The following is a 15680-nucleotide window of genomic DNA, read 5'->3' as shown; positions in this document are numbered from 1 at the left end:
CGCGTGGAGGGGGCAAAGCGGTTAAAGCGGTGGATAGGCGTTTTCCAGCAATACCTGGAAGCCCTCCGGGAACCAGCCGCCCGCATGAGGCGCATTGGGCAATGCACCCGTGCTCACACTGCCGTCGTAGCGGTTGGATGCATTCGGGTCGCACATGGGATCATGTTTCTTGTTGGGATCGTTCGGGTCCTGTTCGAAATTCGGATCCGCGATACCATCAGACTCACCCGGTGGTTTGACCCATACATAGGCGTCCACACCCGGGTGCGGATTGGCCTGAGGCCGGAAGCCGACACCGCCGGGCTGGTTGCACCAATTGCCGCGATGTTCGCGCCGGTCGATACGTGATTCGTTCACGTAAGTGTTCACATCCAGGCTGGCGGACACGCCAGTGGGTCGGTCCGGGCCACCCCAGCCATTACGGCCGGTGTCAATCAGCATACCGATCGTTTCAGGCGCACCGCGGTCGATCATCGCCTGGCGCCAGTCCTGAACGAAATCCAGCTCCTCGAGATAATCGTTCCACTCGTAAAAATCCGCAGAGCGGATTGGCTGGCCACCTACAGTCAAAGTGGGATCAGGCAGGAAAGGCTCCTCAACCGGTGCGTAATTGGAGGTGTTGCTGACGAAACCTGCCACACTGTTCCAGCCCTTGTCGGTGGTTTCAATCAGATCACCAATCAAAGATACTGCTGGACCAAAGTTGCTGCTCCAGCCGAGCCATCCGGAATTACCAATATCGACATAGGAATAGACATTAGGCAATGTGGAGAGCTGATTTAACGCGTAGCGAATACCGTCGCGGTAACCTCCCGGACCATTGGCCTCCTGACACTCCGGCGTACTCAGGTTGGTCACCAAGTTCGGCAGTGAATCCACTTCGATAACAGCGACAATATTGATATCCGCGTAGGCGGGATCGGAGAGTATCTCCACGATCGGATCGATGTATTCCAGTTTGTAACGCTCGAATCCATTCTCGGAAATCAACAACTCACCGTTGGAAGCCAGCGCCGCGCAATCGCGGTTCGGCAGGTTGTAAACCACAAAAGTAAACAGATCGTTGCCATTGGCCAGTGCTTGGTCGAGGTGGCCGCGCAGTCCCACGCCTTCTGTGATAGCTGCGATACGATCCATCCATACTGCGGTACTGTAGTTGGCGATGGCACTGCCGCCCGGCTCCGACGACGCATTGGCCGACCACTCCGGATTTACGTACCAGCTGCTGGAAGCGGCGAATGGATTATCCAGACGGCCGCCGGAAGAGCTGGACGAACTGGAACTGCTCGATGAACTGGAAGAGCTACTGGACGAACTCGAACTGGACGAACTGCTGGAAGAGCTGGAGCTGGAGCTGGAAGAGCTACTGGATGAACTGGAAGAGCTACTGGATGAACTGGAAGAGCTACTGGATGAACTGGAAGAGCTGCTCGAAGAACTGGAACTTCCGCCATCCCCATATTCAAATTCCACCGTCACCGGTACCGCAGCTATATTGCCCGGCGCCGCAACAAATCCAAAACTCACCTGACCACCGGGAGCAATGGCACCATTGTAATCAGCGGCTTCCACCACATAACGATCGCCAACGTGGGAAACAATAACACCGTTCCACAGGTTCCCGATATCCACCGGCATATCGAATTCCACGGTCCAGCCGCTGGTCGCCGAAGACTCATCGTTGACCACGACAACTTCCGCCTGCAAGCCGCTGCCCCAATCGTTGACGATATTCATTGAAGCCTGGGCGGCATAAACACTGGGCGCCGCCAAGCATAGGCCCAGAAGCGATACGCTTCGCTTAAATAATCGATACATGTTTTCCTCTTAGCGCAAATTGCGAATCGGATGTTTGGAAAAATCCCCGGAACAACACCGGCCTGTGGCCAGAGAATGCCGAGCGTAAGCTCGGCACTCGGATGCCTGTTCCGGGAATCCTTATCGCTTTATTGATTTCCCCACAGGATATTGAGGAGGTTGGTCTTGCGCTGATCGAAGTCGAGCCACTCACCCCAACCAGCAGTGTTGCTAATCGGGTCATAGGCATGACCGTACCAGCCCCCGGTGTCACCGGATTCGGGGTTGATGGACCAGTAACAGCCCTGGATATTTTTTTCGGCCATGTAATTCACAAAGGCTTCCTGCCACTGGCCATCAACAATACCCGGCTGGATGTGATCCCAGCGGTTTTGGTCGCGCAACGCAGCTTTGTTGGGCCAGTCCAGGTTGCCGCCGAACTCGCCCACCACCACGGCGTAACCCAGATCGCGCAGGTAGCCGAAGTGCTCCTCCCAGCTGGAGCGCAAAATCTCCGGGTTGATCACGATATTACAGTCGGCATCACCGGCGGCATCCCCTTCCAGATCCGCACACTCGGGCTGTGCCGGGTCCATAAACATCTTCTGTACGTACACAGAGGGGCCATAGGTGTGCGGTGAATATACCAGCCGCTCCTTGGGAATATCCGGCGGGTTGTCACCGGCCTCGAAGAGGTTTTCTCCCCAGTTGGGCACGGTGAACTCATCCCCGTGTGGTACCTCGACGAAAGTTTCCGGGGTACCGTCCTGGTTATTGGCGGTGGCCGAAACACCCTGCACAAACAACAGCAGGTTGGGGTTCACTGAGTCAATAGCTGCATAGGCGTCTTCGATATGGGTCTTCCACTCTTCCCAGGTGTAATCCCAGGGTTCGTTGAAGATGTCGATACCGATAATGTTGTCCACACCCAGCGCCTGATCCATACCGGCCAGTTCGCGCAGCGTATTGAGCCACGCCTCCTTGTCGTAAGGCTGGATGCGGGTCACGCTGTCCGGATTACCGGTAGCCGCACAGGAGCTGTCCTCGCGGGGGTAATCGTAGTTTTCGCGATCGGCGTCCACATAGGGCGGACGGGCATCAAAACGGCCGGCACGCCAGCCCACATAGTTGGAGCAGGAGTGCACATCGAGCATTACCTCGATATTGTTCTGATCCGCGGCGACAATAAATTCTTCCAGCGCCTGACGCGCGTTGGGCACCCGCACAGATTCGTGGTTTTTCAGATAGGGAGCTTTGCCCTGCGGATCGTTCGGATCCAAGGTCTGCGGGGCAACAGGGAGGCGCACCACATTGATTCCCATGGCGGTGATCTCGCTCATGGTCTGCTGAATGGTGCGGCCAGTGCCCTGATTATTGTTCGCCCAGACGGTGTTACCGATATAGAGTTCCATGGGCGCACCGCTCGGGTTTACGGGCTCATCGGAAGGCTCGTGCCGGCCCTCCAGGCCGAACCAGGAACCACAGCGCACCGGGAATACTTCACCGTTCTTGGTGATATTGCCGGTCTCATCCACGCGGAATACCACACCGCCGCTGGAGGAACTGCTGGAAGAACTGGAGCTGGAAGAACTGGAGCTGGAAGAACTTGAGCTGCTGGAACTCGAAGAGCTAGACGAGCTCGAGGAGCTGGATGAACTGGAGGAGGAACTGCCTCCATCACCGTTGACGATGACCGGAACCGGCGACGCATTGCCCGGTGCACCGATAAAGCCAATGCTTATCTGACCGCCCGGCGCAATTTCGGAATTGTAATCCGCTGCCCCCACTACATAGTGGTTACCCACATGAGATAAAATAACACCATTCCACAAATTACCAATGTCTACCGCCATATCAAATTCGACGGTCCAGTCCGACAAGGTGGTAGACTCATCGTTGATTACGGTGATTTCCCCCTGAAATCCTGATCCCCAGTCATTGACGATATTCATATTTGCCTCAGCCGCATAGGCGTCGGCGACTCCGAGACACAGTAACCCCATCAGGGCACTGGATTTACATAACCGATACATGGTTCTCTCCCTTATCGAGAAATTAAATATTGCGTTGTACCTTCCCTGGCTCGGTAATTTGGGTTTTACCGAACTACTCCTGTTTCTGGGTGCGCTATTTTTTAAGCAGCTTGAAAAAGCCGCACCTTATGGTTATTCCTCTATCACTGCGCAGCGGTGCACTCCGGTATACCCACATTTCCTGGCCCACCCTGCATGCCGAAAGTCGCACTGCCGCCCGGGGGCAAATTGCCGTTGTACCCAACGTTGCCACCTAACAACTGGCTGCCACTGGTAACTGGTAAATCGATATTCCACGCGTTGGAAATCGTTACAGAATGGGGGAAGTCCAGCTGGACAGCCCAACTGTCCACCGCCTGACCGCCGTTATTCGTCACCCGGTAATTAATGACAAAGCCGGCACCCCAGTCGTCCATACCTTCCGAAGCACAGGACAATGACGGGCCGCCCGAGGAACTACTGGATGACGAGCTACTGCTGCTGGAAGAAGAGCTACTGCTGGAAGAAGAGCTACTGCTGGAAGAAGAGCTACTGCTGCTGGAAGAGGAGCTACTGCTGGAAGAGCTGCCACCACCGAGATATTCCCGCAGCCAGGTCAACGCCGGCCGTTCGCGGCTGCCATCCGCGGACACCAACCAGGCGTCCGACTGCCAGGTGATACCCTGGATATATCCCCACAGGGTTACCCCGGCCACACCAGGGTGCTCCCACATGACAGGGAATTTCTGCTGATACTGCGCCAGCTGCGCGGCATCATCCGGGTTATTGATATCCAACTCGGACACATAGACGGGCAACCCGGTGGCAGCGAGGCGATCGAGGTTTTGACGGATGGTTTCCGGCGAAGCGGGAACCACGTTGAAACTGTGTGCCTGCACCCCGATGCCATCGATCAATCCTCGGGATTGCAGTAACTGGATAATTTCCAGATAACGTGAAGTAGCGTTACCGTCATTGACGATACCGTACTCGTTAATTAACAACTGACCGTTTACGTGCTGCCGTGCCAGCTCAAAGGATTTGATTACCCAGTCCCAGCCGGTTTGCCCCGCGCCGCCGAGCGCATTGGCATATGAGGGCGGCGCATGCAACGGCTCGTTGACCACATCCCACATATCCGCTTCAGGGTAACGCTGACCGCTGGCCTGTATCCACTCGGTCACTTCCTCCAGTTGCTGCTGCTGGCTCAAACCGCTGACCCACCCCGGTTCCTGATTACCCCAAACCAGGGTGTGCATTTTGATAGGAATCCCCTCTGTGCGGGCGTAATTGTAGGCGGCGTCCAGGCCGCTCCAGTTCATACTGTCGCGGCTGCCTTCCACCGATCCCCATTTACCTGCGTTTTCCGGGGTGACCTGATTCCAGTAGCTACCGAAATTGCCAGGCACGTTGTTTTGGGAAATATTTCCCAGGAATTTGTTTTTCCCGTCCGCCAGTTGGGCCACTGCGACGAGAGGCGCCATTAGCAGGGCTATGGCCAGTGTCTTTTTCATGATTTCACCCTTTCGCTTCTCTCATTATTTCGCTTTTGTTTACTTCTCTGCCGTTACTACCCACCGACTTAACCACTACCGCATAGATGCCATACGGTGTTCTGACATCTTTATTTACCTGCCGCAGAACCGACATCTGATTTCCGAATTGCGGCCAGGCACCTCATCACCGCGCTAGCGCCAAAGAATCCCGGAATGACGCGTCACCGCGGGATAAAGCTCTCGCACCCCCTCTCCGTCGACACGCATGGTGCGCAGCGCCAAACGGCGGGCATCCAGCGATGGTGCATACAGAAAGGCGATTCGCTTTTCGTCTGGCGAAAACACCGGCGCTCTGTGCAGACCGCCGCCCGCACTCAGTCGCCGGGTTTCACCATCGATAGAGGACTGAAATATATGCATGGCGCCCTCGTGTATTTTTTTGTGGGCTGCCTCGTCGTAGCGGTAGTTATAATCCACCAGCGCCGCATACAGCAGGCGCTCACCGTCGTCGGACCAGTCCACCGACTGCTGCACCTCAACCCCCGCCGGCGACAGACGGCGCTCATCTCCGTTTGCCAGATCCAACACTGACAACGACCGCTCGCCCAACCGCAGCGGGTGGCGGATCAGCGCGATTCGGCGTCCATCCGGAGACCAGCGCGCGGCAACCAGCCAATCATCACCAGCGCCCCGCGCCACTGTATTAACGTCTTCATGACTGCCCGAGACCGCTTTCAGCGCAACTGCCGATTCCGCGCCATTACGCAGTGCCAGAACTAAATTTTCCCCACCCGGAGACCAGGAAAAATCAAATATTTCCTCCGCGGAAAAAATTACTTGCTCCTCGCCGCCAAGCTCAATCATCACCAGCTGCTGAACACCGGGAGCATGGCGAATAAAAGCGACGTTGCGCCCGTCAGGCGAGAAACGTGGCATGCGCTCGTCACTATTGCCCGCCGTCAGCGGAACCGGCGGTCTGCCATGGATATCAGTAAGGTAAAGATGGAAATGCTCAGAACGTCGCTCAACATCGATTTTCGGTTCTGTCTCGCGATTGGAACTAAAGACGACCCGGCCATCATCGGCAATGTCTGCATCGATATCCCGCCAACGGATATTGTCTGTGATCCTGCGCAGATCGCCGGCGGAATCCACCGCATAGAGATTAGCCACAGGCCCGGCGCCGGCGGCACTGAATACAAGATCTGCACGAACGGAGACAGGAATCATTGCCAAAATGGCCACCGCAAAATAAATGCGGACAGCTTCAACCACCCAGGCAACCTTCCACACAGAAGAGACTTCATTCATTCTTTCTGACACACGCACCCCTTTTCAGTGCAATCTGCACATTAGATCGCAGCCTCACAAGGCAAGAGAGCCCTATGAGATAAAAGTCCAGGTGGTGCGAGAAAGTAATTTATTTGGCTTTTGGGGGGCGCAACGGAAGAGTTTACTAATCCGGCGTCCCTGCCTTTTTATTGCGAATAAATATTCGCTAATCGTCGATGGCCTATCTCATCCCTCTACATCGGCACAAGAGCACTCTTGCACCGGGGAAAGATAAGGTTTGTTTACGCTAACAATAAAATTGCGGCGCCACAATCGGGCCGATAATTTACGCGCCACACATTTGTAAAATTACTACAAGGTTCTCAAAACAAAAATTTTCAGTTCCTGTGCGTCGCAATCAAAATTATTTGGCGCAAAAAAAAGACGGGGGATTTACTCCACCCGCCCAAGCTCGCACCACAATTCAAAAAACAAAAATCCAACGAAACATCCATCCATCATGGATGGATGGGGGGCGGCATTCTATCCACACATTTCACGGAAGTGAAGGCGAAAACTCATCCCCTCCCCCAGGATCGCACCGCCGCCAATCCAGTGCTTGCCGTTCGCAAAGGATCATCTGGCTGGTCATGCTCCACAAATCCAAACTCAAAACCAGCCATGTCTGCGCCGAGGATGATTTTTTTGAAGTCAATCACCCCCGCACCAACATCCACCATATTTCCATTCGCATCCATGTCTTTTAGATGCCAGAGGGGAAAACGTCCCGGGTATTTTTTGAAGTATCCTTCAGGTTCCCGATTCGCTTTGGCTATCCAAAAAAGATCCATTTCGAAACTCACTAGATCTGGATCGGTATTTTCAAGCAACCAATCGTAAGGGACGAACCCTCCATCTGCAGAGAACTCGAAATCGTGGTTGTGATAGGCAAACCGCAGGCCGGCTGCACGGCATTTCTCACCCCACTCATTGCAGCGCTCCGCGAGCCGTTTGAAGTTTTCCGTACCACGCTGCCTCTCTTCCAGCCACGGCAAAACGAGGTAGCGATGACCGATACGGAGCGCGGCTTCCAATGCTTGTTCCAGCTGCGTCTCCAATATTTGCAACGGTACATGCACTGCCGGAGCTGAAAGCCCTTCGGCATCGAGCATTCTTCTCACTTCTGTGGGCTTTAGCCCAAAATAATCGGAAAACTCCACTTCCCGATAACCGATTTCCGCCACCGCTGCCAGGGTACCGGCCACATTTTTTTTCATCAGCGAACGCAGCGTATATAACTGCAGTCCGGGAATTTTTCCGGCTTCCTCCTGCCTGGGCCTGAAGGCATTATCCTCCGCTAGCGCCGTCACACCCATCCCGGCGGCAGCCAGCCCGAGTGCACCCAGTTGCAAAAATCTTCTACGCTGCATTGATCCCTCCGCAAATAATGTATCCATTCAGAAAAATTGCTTCTCTTATCCAGTCCACATATTTCGCTCAAAGCCAATCACACCTGCCCTTGTCGAAATTTTTTTACTGCGAAAGCCACTGCCCGCGCGGTTAAAGCCATTAAAGTTAATGAAGGGTTTTGGCAGGGCGAAGAAGCCAGAGAGGCACCGTCGGTGACGAACAGGTTCGGCACCTGGTGACACTGATTGTAAGCGTTGAGTACCGAAGTTTTTGGGTCACGCCCCATACGGGCGGTACCCGCTTCGTGGATGGTGAGTCCGGGAGCGTGCTCTTCATTTGACGAATTGATATTTTTCAACCCCGCAGCCTCGAGCATTTCCACCGCGGAAGCGAGCATATCTTCCCGCATGCGATACTCGTTTTCACTCCAACGCGCCTCCACGTGTAGCAGCGGCATACCCCAGCGGTCGCGTTTTTCCGGATCCAACCAAACGCGGTTTTCGCGCCTGGGCAACATTTCTCCAAAGCCGGATAAATAGAAATACCACGGACCCGGCATTCGCAGCCGGCGCTTGAAGTCGACGCCAAATCCGGCTTCGCTGGCCCCGCGCCGCCAGCCCGCGCGCCCGCCGCCCCCCTGGTAGGCAAAACCGCGCAGATAGTTTTCCCGCTTGTGACCCAGGTTGCGGAAGCGCGGAATATAAATGCCGTTGGGACGGCGGCCGCTGTAATAGTGATCCTCGAATCCGGGATAGATACCCGCGGCACTGACCCGCATATGGTGGTCCATCAAATAGCGACCCAGTACGCCGCTGCCGTTACCAATGCCATTTGGAAATGCTTCCGATACCGAATTCAACATGATTTGGGTGCTGGGCAGTGTACCGGCACAGAGAAAGATCAGGTGGGCTTGGAACTCACGCGGCCGGAGAGTATCTCGCTCCACCGCGCGCACACCGCTGGCGCGACCGCGCTCGCGATCGAAAATAATTTCGCGCACAACCATATCGTGCACCATTTCCAATCGGCCGGTTCTGCGCGCCGCTGGCAGTGTGGCAGCGGGTGTTGAGAAATAAGCACCAAATGAACAACCGCGGGCCTGCTCGCACATATTGCGGTTCATACATTTGCCGCGCCCGAGGTCAGTATGAATTTTTTCCGGCGCCGTCAGGTGTGCGGCGCGGCCTATGATCAAACGCCTGTCGGGAAAGGCTTTTTCTATACGCGCCTTTACCGCTTTTTCCACACAATTCATTGCCATCGGTGGCTGGAAGTTGCCGTCTGGAATCTGTGCCAAACCATCGCGGTTGCCACTGATACCGGCGAAGGCTTCTACATGGTCATACCACGGCGCCAAATCTTGGTAGCGGATGGGCCAATCGGTACCGTGGCCGTCCTCGTAATTGGCGGTGAAATCCAGTTCGCTCCAACGGTAGCACTGGCGTCCCCACATCATCGATCTGCCGCCGGTTTGATAACCGCGAATCCAGTCAAAAGGCGCCACCTGCTCGTAGGGATGTTCACGGTCATTGACGAAGCGATCGCGACTCTGCTCGTTAAAGGCGTAGCACTTGCTTTGCACCGGATAGTCCCGCTGCGCGAGTGCCTCGGGCACCAGGCCGCGGTTTTGCAGCTCCCAGGGGGCCGCAAAGTCGCTTTTGTAATCGCGGGGATGGGATATCTCAGAACCGCGCTCAATCAGCAGCGTGCGCAGGCCGCGTTCGGTGAGCTCTTTGGCCGCCCAGCCCCCAGCGATGCCAGAGCCGATCACTATGGCGTCGAAGATGGGAGTTTTCATTGTTTGCGTTACTCCGTCGCCCAGGAGCGTCCGATTTCCGCCAACGGCACGCAACCGCGATAGTCACCAGGCACAGACACGTAACGCAACTCGCGGCTGGCACCCGCCTCAGAGGTGTAGTAGCCGATCAGTGTCAGTTCCTTGAACTCGCGGAAAAAGGAATAACGGGAAGAGTCTCCCCCGGAAAATGCCTCCCGGTCCATGCGCTCGACGATACGCTCGCGGGCAGTGGCATCGGCGCGCAGAAAACCATCACTGGCCTCGACACTGGCACGCGCATTGACCTCCTCCAGACCGCGCAGGAAACGCGCCCGGTGCCCGGGAGTGAACTGGCTGAACAAAGTTTCGATAAATTGGGGCACACCAGCACGGCGGGCGCCGGGGGTGTCGGTATCGGGCAGAATCATATCCGCCAGTTCCGCCACCAGTTCCCGGTGCGCCACGGAAAATTGATGCAATGGGGGAGTAGTTCCCGCTCGCAGCAGGGCGGCGCTGACGGCAGGGGAAATCGCGCTCACGCCGAGCGTCAGGGCAGCGCGGCGCAGCAGCGCCCGCCGGGCCTGATCCGGGCCTAGTTCGGTCGCGCTCATTGCTCTCATCCTTCGTTATTTTTATTGATATTTCCCACCGCGCCGGGGCACGGCCGGACTTTTGCAACATACGCACCAAAAGAATGTAACCGGTTTCACCCATGCCCACAAGTGGTGCAAAACAATCTGGCGCCGTTTGCAACTGGCAGCTTGGGGTTGCCGGTCCCATCGCTTGTGAAACCCGCTAAAGTGAGCGCAAACTCACCCCGAGTGGTAGCGGTCAGCGCACCGGGCCCGTACTGTCGCGCACCACTAAGTCATAGGGGAGGACACTGTGGGTAACCCCTTGCTGCCGCCCCTCCAGCTGATCGATGAGCAGCCGGGCCGCAGTGGCGCCAAACTCTTCTGCCGGCTGAGCAATGGTGGTCAGTGGCGGATCGCTGTAGGAGGCAAAGGCAATATCGTCGAATCCCGCTACGGAAATATCCTCCGGGACCCGCAACCCGCCCTGCTTGATACGTTGTATCGCCCCGATGGCCATTTCGTCGTTCTCACAGAAGATGGCGCTGGGCGGATTATCGCGGGTAATCAGGGTGCCGGCAGCGCGGTGGCCGGACTGCAGGGTGAAATCGCCGGGGCATAAGAGCGTCTCGTCGTAGATGATACCGGCTGCATCCAGGGCGTCCCGATAGCCGGCGATACGGTCGCGGGTTAGCGGGCTGCGCTGGGGCCCTTTGATCACCCCGATACGCCTGTGCCCCAGACGCACTAGGTGATCGGTCATAGCGCGGGCGGCGGCGCGGTTGTCCAGCTTCACCGAGGGGTAGCGGCAGTCGTCCATCACCTCGCAGGCATTGACCAGCGGCGGCAAACCGCCGGGGAAATCGGAACCCACCCCGCTATCGGCGAAGGGATCAAAGGCGCGCAGCTGAATGACGCCGTCCGCCTGAAAATTCTGCACCATGCGCGCGTATTCGCGCTCAGTCTCCTCGCGCCCCTGGGTATTGCACAGTAGTACCTGGTAGCCGGCCTCCCGCGCGCAGCCCTGGATGCCGGTAATCACCCGGGAAAAGAAGGGGTTGGCGATCACTGGCACCAAGACCACCAGATTGCGCGTGCGCCGCGAGCGGAACTGCACCGCCATCAGATTGGGTTTGTAGCCGGCCGCCTCCACCGCGGCCAGTACCTTTTTGCGCGTGCGCGGAGATACCAGGTCCGGCTTGGCCAGGGCGCGCGATACCGTAGCCACGGATACGCCGGCCAGCCTGGCCACGGTGCGGATATTCGACATGGGAAACTCCACCTTCAGCAATAAAGCAGCCGCCGTCCGCCGGAGCGAAGCACCAAATGTGGCGCGCTATCCATCCCGCCGGCTATTGACATAAAAAAATGTAACCCGTTACATTCCTCCGCACAAGCAACCGCCAGCCGTCGGAGCGGAAAACAACAATCAGCGGTTTTCCTCAGGAGGGCTGGGTGAAGCAGTCGGACAGTCACAAGTTGCGCCTGGGTATGGTCGGCGGTGGTGAAGGTGCATTTATCGGCGCCGCGCACCGCGCGGCAGCAGCCCTGGACGGACGCATTCAACTGGTGTGCGGCAACTTCAGCCGAGCCCCGGACAACAACCGCCGCAGCGGCCGCGCCCTGGGACTCAGCCCCGCCCGCATCTACCCGGATTGGCGCACCCTGATCGAATCCGAGGCCGCCCTGCCGGAATCCGAGCGCATGCAAGCGCTCACTATCACCACACCCAACCAGTTGCATGTACCCATTGCCGAGGCGGCACTCCGGGCCGGCTTTCACGTGTTCAGCGAAAAACCCGCGGGCGTGTCACTGGCGGAAGTAAAGGCGCTGAAAAGCGCCCTCGACGCAAGTGACCGCAAATACGCCCTCGCCCACACCTACCTCGGCTATCCGCTGGTACAGCAGGCGCGGCAAATGGTGATCGATGGCGCACTGGGCCGCATACGAAAAATCTACGTAAGCTACCGCCAGGGCTGGCTCTCCACTGGGCTGGAAAACAGCGGCAATAAGCAGGCCGGCTGGCGCACCGATCCCGCTCTGGCCGGCGCCAGTGGTTGTATGGCCGATATCGGCACCCACGCTTTCAGTCTGGCGGAATTTGTCAGCGGCCAACCCATCACCCATTTGTGCGCTGAGCTGCGCAGTCACGTCGAGGAGCGGCGGCTGGATGACGATGGCGCGGCCCTGTTCCGCACCGCCGGTGGCGCCAGCGGCGTACTGATCGCAAGCCAGGTGTGCGCAGGCGAAGAAAACGATCTGACCCTACACATCTATGGAGAAAAAGGTGGGCTGGAATGGCGCCAGATGGCGCCGGATACTCTGGTTCATCGAATCCCCGGCGGCGAAGTGCGCCTGCTGCGCGCAGGCAGCGACAAAAACTTTCTGCACCCGCGCGCCCTGCAGGGGTTGCGACTGCCCGCCGGTCACCCGGAAGGCTACCTCGAGGCCATGGCCAACCTTTACCGGGATTTCGCCGCTTCGATTCTCGACGGCGTGCCAGCCAATTATCCAGGTATAGAAACAGGTATCCGCGGTATGGCGTTTATTGAAGCGGTCGTCGCCAGCCGCGGCAACTGGGTGGCCCTGGCAGATACCGTGGACTCGCCGACCGAGGTGCTCTCATGAGTACAACGGACTCAAGCATCAAGGGGCCCGCCCTGTTTCTCGCCCAGTTTATGGGCGACCAACCGCCGTTCGACAGCCTCGCGGCCATCTGCCGCTGGGCCGCGGACCTGGGGTACCGGGGAGTGCAGATCCCCACCTCGGACAGCCGCTGCCTGGACCTGCGCCTCGCCGCCGAAAGCCAGGCTTACTGCGACGACCTGCGCGCGCTCTGCGCGGATGCTGGCGTGGAAATCACCGAGCTATCCACCCACCTACAGGGACAACTGGTGGCCGTACACCCGGCCTACAACGAGCTGTTCGATAACTTCGCCCCACCGGAACTGCGCGGTAAGCCCGATACGCGCACCGACTGGGCAATCGAACAATTGCTGCTCGCCGCGAAAGCCAGCGAGCGCCTGGGCCTTACAGCCCACGCCACCTTTTCCGGTGCCCTGATGTGGCACCTGGTCTACCCCTGGCCACAGCGGCCAGCAGGGCTGGTGGAACAGGGCTTTGCGGAACTTGCGCGGCGCTGGGAGCCCATACTCGACGCCTTCGGCGAAGCCGGCGTGGACCTCTGCTACGAAATACACCCAGGCGAAGATCTGCACGACGGCGCCACCTTCGAGCAGTTCCTGCAGGCGGTGGACGGGCACCCCCGCGCCAAGATTCTCTACGACCCGAGCCATTTCGTCCTGCAGCAGCTGGATTACCTGGACTTTATCGACCGCTACCACGACCGCATCGGCATGTTCCACGTTAAAGATGCCGAATTCCGCCCCAACGGCCGCGCCGGCGTCTACGGCGGCTATCAGAACTGGCAGGACAGGCCCGGCCGCTTCCGTTCCCTCGGCGACGGCCAGGTAGATTTCAAAAGTATCTTCAGCAAGCTCAGTCAGTACGGCTACCACGGCTGGGCGGTGGTGGAGTGGGAGTGCTGCCTCAAACATCCGGAGGACGGCGCCCGCGAGGGGGCGCGCTTCGTGCGCGAACACCTGATCCGCCGCGCCGACAAGGCCTTCGACGACTTCGCCGGCGGGGCCAGCGATGCCGGGCGCAACGCGCGCATTTTAGGCATCAGATAGCTCGAGCCGGCGGGCAAACAAAACCGCGCCGCAATTCATTCACCGCCAAACGAACAGCTGCGGCGCGGCCCATAACAACAATAAAGCGATGGGAGAAAAACCATGACTAGTCCCGCGCAGTACCCCCGCAGTAAACTTTTCCTTATCGGCGTCCTCGCCCTTTTCACCGCCGCCATGAGCGCCTCCCTGCGTGCCACCGTGGCGGGCAATATCAAAACCGAGCTACTCGACGCCATAGACCTCGCCAGGTCGGCGACACTCATCGCCGAAGCCCTCGGTGTAGCCTTTCTGGGCTTTGCCTTTACCCTCTTCGCGGTCAGCCCCTTTCTGGACCTGTTGGGTATGCGCCGGGTGGTAATCGCCGCCGGTACCTGCCTGGGCGGGGGCACTCTGCTGACGATTTGTGCACCGCTGCTCGGGGGAGAGGCTGCCTACCGAGTAATCTGGGGCGGCATGCTGTTATGCGGTATCGGCTGGGGCTGCGTGGAGGCGACGATCAACCCGATGACCACAGCTCTCTACCCGGAGCAAAAAACCCACCGCCTGAACGTACTGCACGCCTGGTGGCCGGCAGGCATGATCGCCGGAGGGCTCGCGGGTGTGGTCCTGGGGACATTGAATATTAGCTGGCAGTGGGCACTGGCTCTTGTTCTGTTACCTGCATCCGCGGTGATATTGCTGTCCCTCAACACCCCCTTCCCTCCTACCGAACGTGCCGCCAACGGCATCAGCATGGGCGAGATGTTCGCAGAGATAGTGCGCCGCCCCAGCTTCTTTATCTGGTTCGGCGCAATGCTGCTCACCGCGGCTTCAGAGCTGGCACCGGGGCAATGGGTGGACCTGGCCCTGACTCAAAAGGTGGGCTTCCGCGGTATGCTGCTGTTGGTATACGTAAGCGGGCTGATGTTCGTAATGCGCCACTTCGCCGGCCCCCTGGCACACCGCCTTTCCAACGCCGGGCTGCTGTGGTTTTCCAGCCTGCTGGCGGCACTGGGCCTGTGGCTGCTATCTCAGGCCCAGGGACCGATAACCGCGCTCCTCGCCGCCACCGTCTGGGGCACAGGCGTCTGCTTTATGTGGCCCACCATGCTCGCCAGCGTATCCGAACGCTATCCTCGCGGCGGTTCTCTGATGATCGGCCTACTGGGATCTGCCGGAGCCCTGTCCATTTATTTTGTACTCCCCATGCTCGGCGCCTACTACGACCAAGTGAAGGCCGAACTAGCCGGCGGCTCCGAACACCTTTCACAACTGTCCGCCGAAGCGCTGGCGGAGATACAGGGTTTGGCTGCGGCCGAGTCCTTCGCCCTGGTTGCCCTGTTGCCGATGGCACTATTACTGGTATTTGGCGCTATCTGGCTCTACGACCGCCGCAGCAGTGCTGCACCAGAGCCCCGCACTGTAGAACCGGGATAAAACTCAACCCGCCGCAATTCCCCCCTGTATCAGGACAGTTTCGCTTCTACTGAAACAAAGAAAGCAAGACAGGGGGGCGACAAACAAGAACACATAGCCTCGTTACTCCACCGAGCATCCAGCCGTCATACTGAAGAAGCTGTTGCTTGGGCGGATATCCTGGGACGAACGTCACCCATGACCATGGTAGAGCCCCTGAAAACTGTTTATACAAACATCATTGTTGCAGGAACCGA

At 58.0% G+C, this 15680-nt stretch carries 12 protein-coding genes and 1 pseudogene; 4 read left to right on the top strand and 9 right to left on the bottom strand.

Annotated features, from left to right (window positions below):
* Positions 1-21 precede the first annotated feature (21 nt).
* The gene (locus tag BM155_RS08995; protein ID WP_265965759.1) at positions 22-1137 is read right to left on the bottom strand and encodes a glycoside hydrolase family 6 protein; all 1116 of its coding nucleotides are present in this window, start codon (positions 1135-1137) and stop codon (positions 22-24) included.
* A 25-nt stretch (positions 1138-1162) separates the two neighbouring features.
* Between BM155_RS08995 and BM155_RS17695 the strand changes: the two genes are divergently transcribed.
* Positions 1163-1531: a hypothetical protein gene (locus tag BM155_RS17695; protein ID WP_302848366.1), complete on the top strand. Its 369-nt coding sequence runs from the start codon at positions 1163-1165 to the stop codon at positions 1529-1531.
* An 11-nt stretch (positions 1532-1542) separates the two neighbouring features.
* Here the strand turns inward: BM155_RS17695 and BM155_RS17550 are convergent.
* From BM155_RS17550 to BM155_RS08950, 8 genes and pseudogenes are all read right to left on the bottom strand, one after another.
* Positions 1543-1737: pseudogene (locus BM155_RS17550) on the bottom strand (cellulose binding domain-containing protein); the annotation flags it as partial.
* A gap of 209 nt (positions 1738-1946) precedes the next feature.
* Complete coding sequence (locus BM155_RS08990; protein WP_139223199.1) at positions 1947-3830, bottom strand: cellulase family glycosylhydrolase; 1884 nt, start codon at positions 3828-3830, stop codon at positions 1947-1949.
* Between the two features lie 143 nt (positions 3831-3973).
* Positions 3974-5323, bottom strand: a complete 1350-nt coding sequence (locus BM155_RS08975) for an endo-1,4-beta-xylanase (RefSeq protein WP_074902657.1) — start codon at positions 5321-5323, stop codon at positions 3974-3976.
* Between the two features lie 174 nt (positions 5324-5497).
* Entirely contained in the window at positions 5498-6628 is a 1131-nt protein-coding gene (locus BM155_RS08970) for a TolB family protein (RefSeq protein ID WP_139223198.1), read from the bottom strand.
* 527 nt (positions 6629-7155) lie between these two features.
* Positions 7156-8007 (bottom strand): sugar phosphate isomerase/epimerase family protein, encoded by an 852-nt coding sequence (locus BM155_RS08965; protein ID WP_074902650.1) that lies wholly within the window; start codon positions 8005-8007, stop codon positions 7156-7158.
* A 77-nt stretch (positions 8008-8084) separates the two neighbouring features.
* Complete coding sequence (locus BM155_RS08960) at positions 8085-9785, bottom strand: GMC oxidoreductase (protein ID WP_074902645.1); 1701 nt, start codon at positions 9783-9785, stop codon at positions 8085-8087.
* A gap of 8 nt (positions 9786-9793) precedes the next feature.
* Positions 9794-10375 carry a gluconate 2-dehydrogenase subunit 3 family protein gene (locus BM155_RS08955; RefSeq protein WP_067155599.1) on the bottom strand — a complete coding sequence of 194 codons (582 nt, stop codon included), beginning with the start codon at positions 10373-10375 and terminating at the stop codon, positions 9794-9796.
* 220 nt (positions 10376-10595) lie between these two features.
* Positions 10596-11606 carry a LacI family DNA-binding transcriptional regulator gene (locus tag BM155_RS08950; RefSeq protein WP_074902984.1) on the bottom strand — a complete coding sequence of 337 codons (1011 nt, stop codon included), beginning with the start codon at positions 11604-11606 and terminating at the stop codon, positions 10596-10598.
* Positions 11607-11791: 185 nt separating this feature from the next.
* Between BM155_RS08950 and BM155_RS08945 the strand changes: the two genes are divergently transcribed.
* The 3 genes from BM155_RS08945 to BM155_RS08935 all read left to right on the top strand — a co-directional run bounded on the left by BM155_RS08945 (position 11792) and on the right by BM155_RS08935 (position 15444).
* Positions 11792-12964 (top strand): Gfo/Idh/MocA family protein, encoded by a 1173-nt coding sequence (locus BM155_RS08945; protein WP_254773161.1) that lies wholly within the window; start codon positions 11792-11794, stop codon positions 12962-12964.
* Positions 12961-14028, top strand: coding sequence for a sugar phosphate isomerase/epimerase family protein (locus BM155_RS08940; protein ID WP_067155605.1), 1068 nt, complete (start codon positions 12961-12963; stop codon positions 14026-14028). The genes BM155_RS08945 and BM155_RS08940 overlap by 4 nt, the downstream gene beginning before the upstream one ends.
* Before the next feature lie 102 nt (positions 14029-14130).
* The gene (locus BM155_RS08935) at positions 14131-15444 is read left to right on the top strand and encodes an MFS transporter (protein WP_074902641.1); all 1314 of its coding nucleotides are present in this window, start codon (positions 14131-14133) and stop codon (positions 15442-15444) included.
* Positions 15445-15680: the final 236 nt, after the last annotated feature.

It is taken from the genome of Microbulbifer thermotolerans, assembly GCF_900112305.1.
Taxonomy (GTDB): domain Bacteria; phylum Pseudomonadota; class Gammaproteobacteria; order Pseudomonadales; family Cellvibrionaceae; genus Microbulbifer; species Microbulbifer thermotolerans.
Note: the sequence above shows the minus strand (reverse complement) of the source record. Positions and strands in the feature narration are given on the sequence as shown.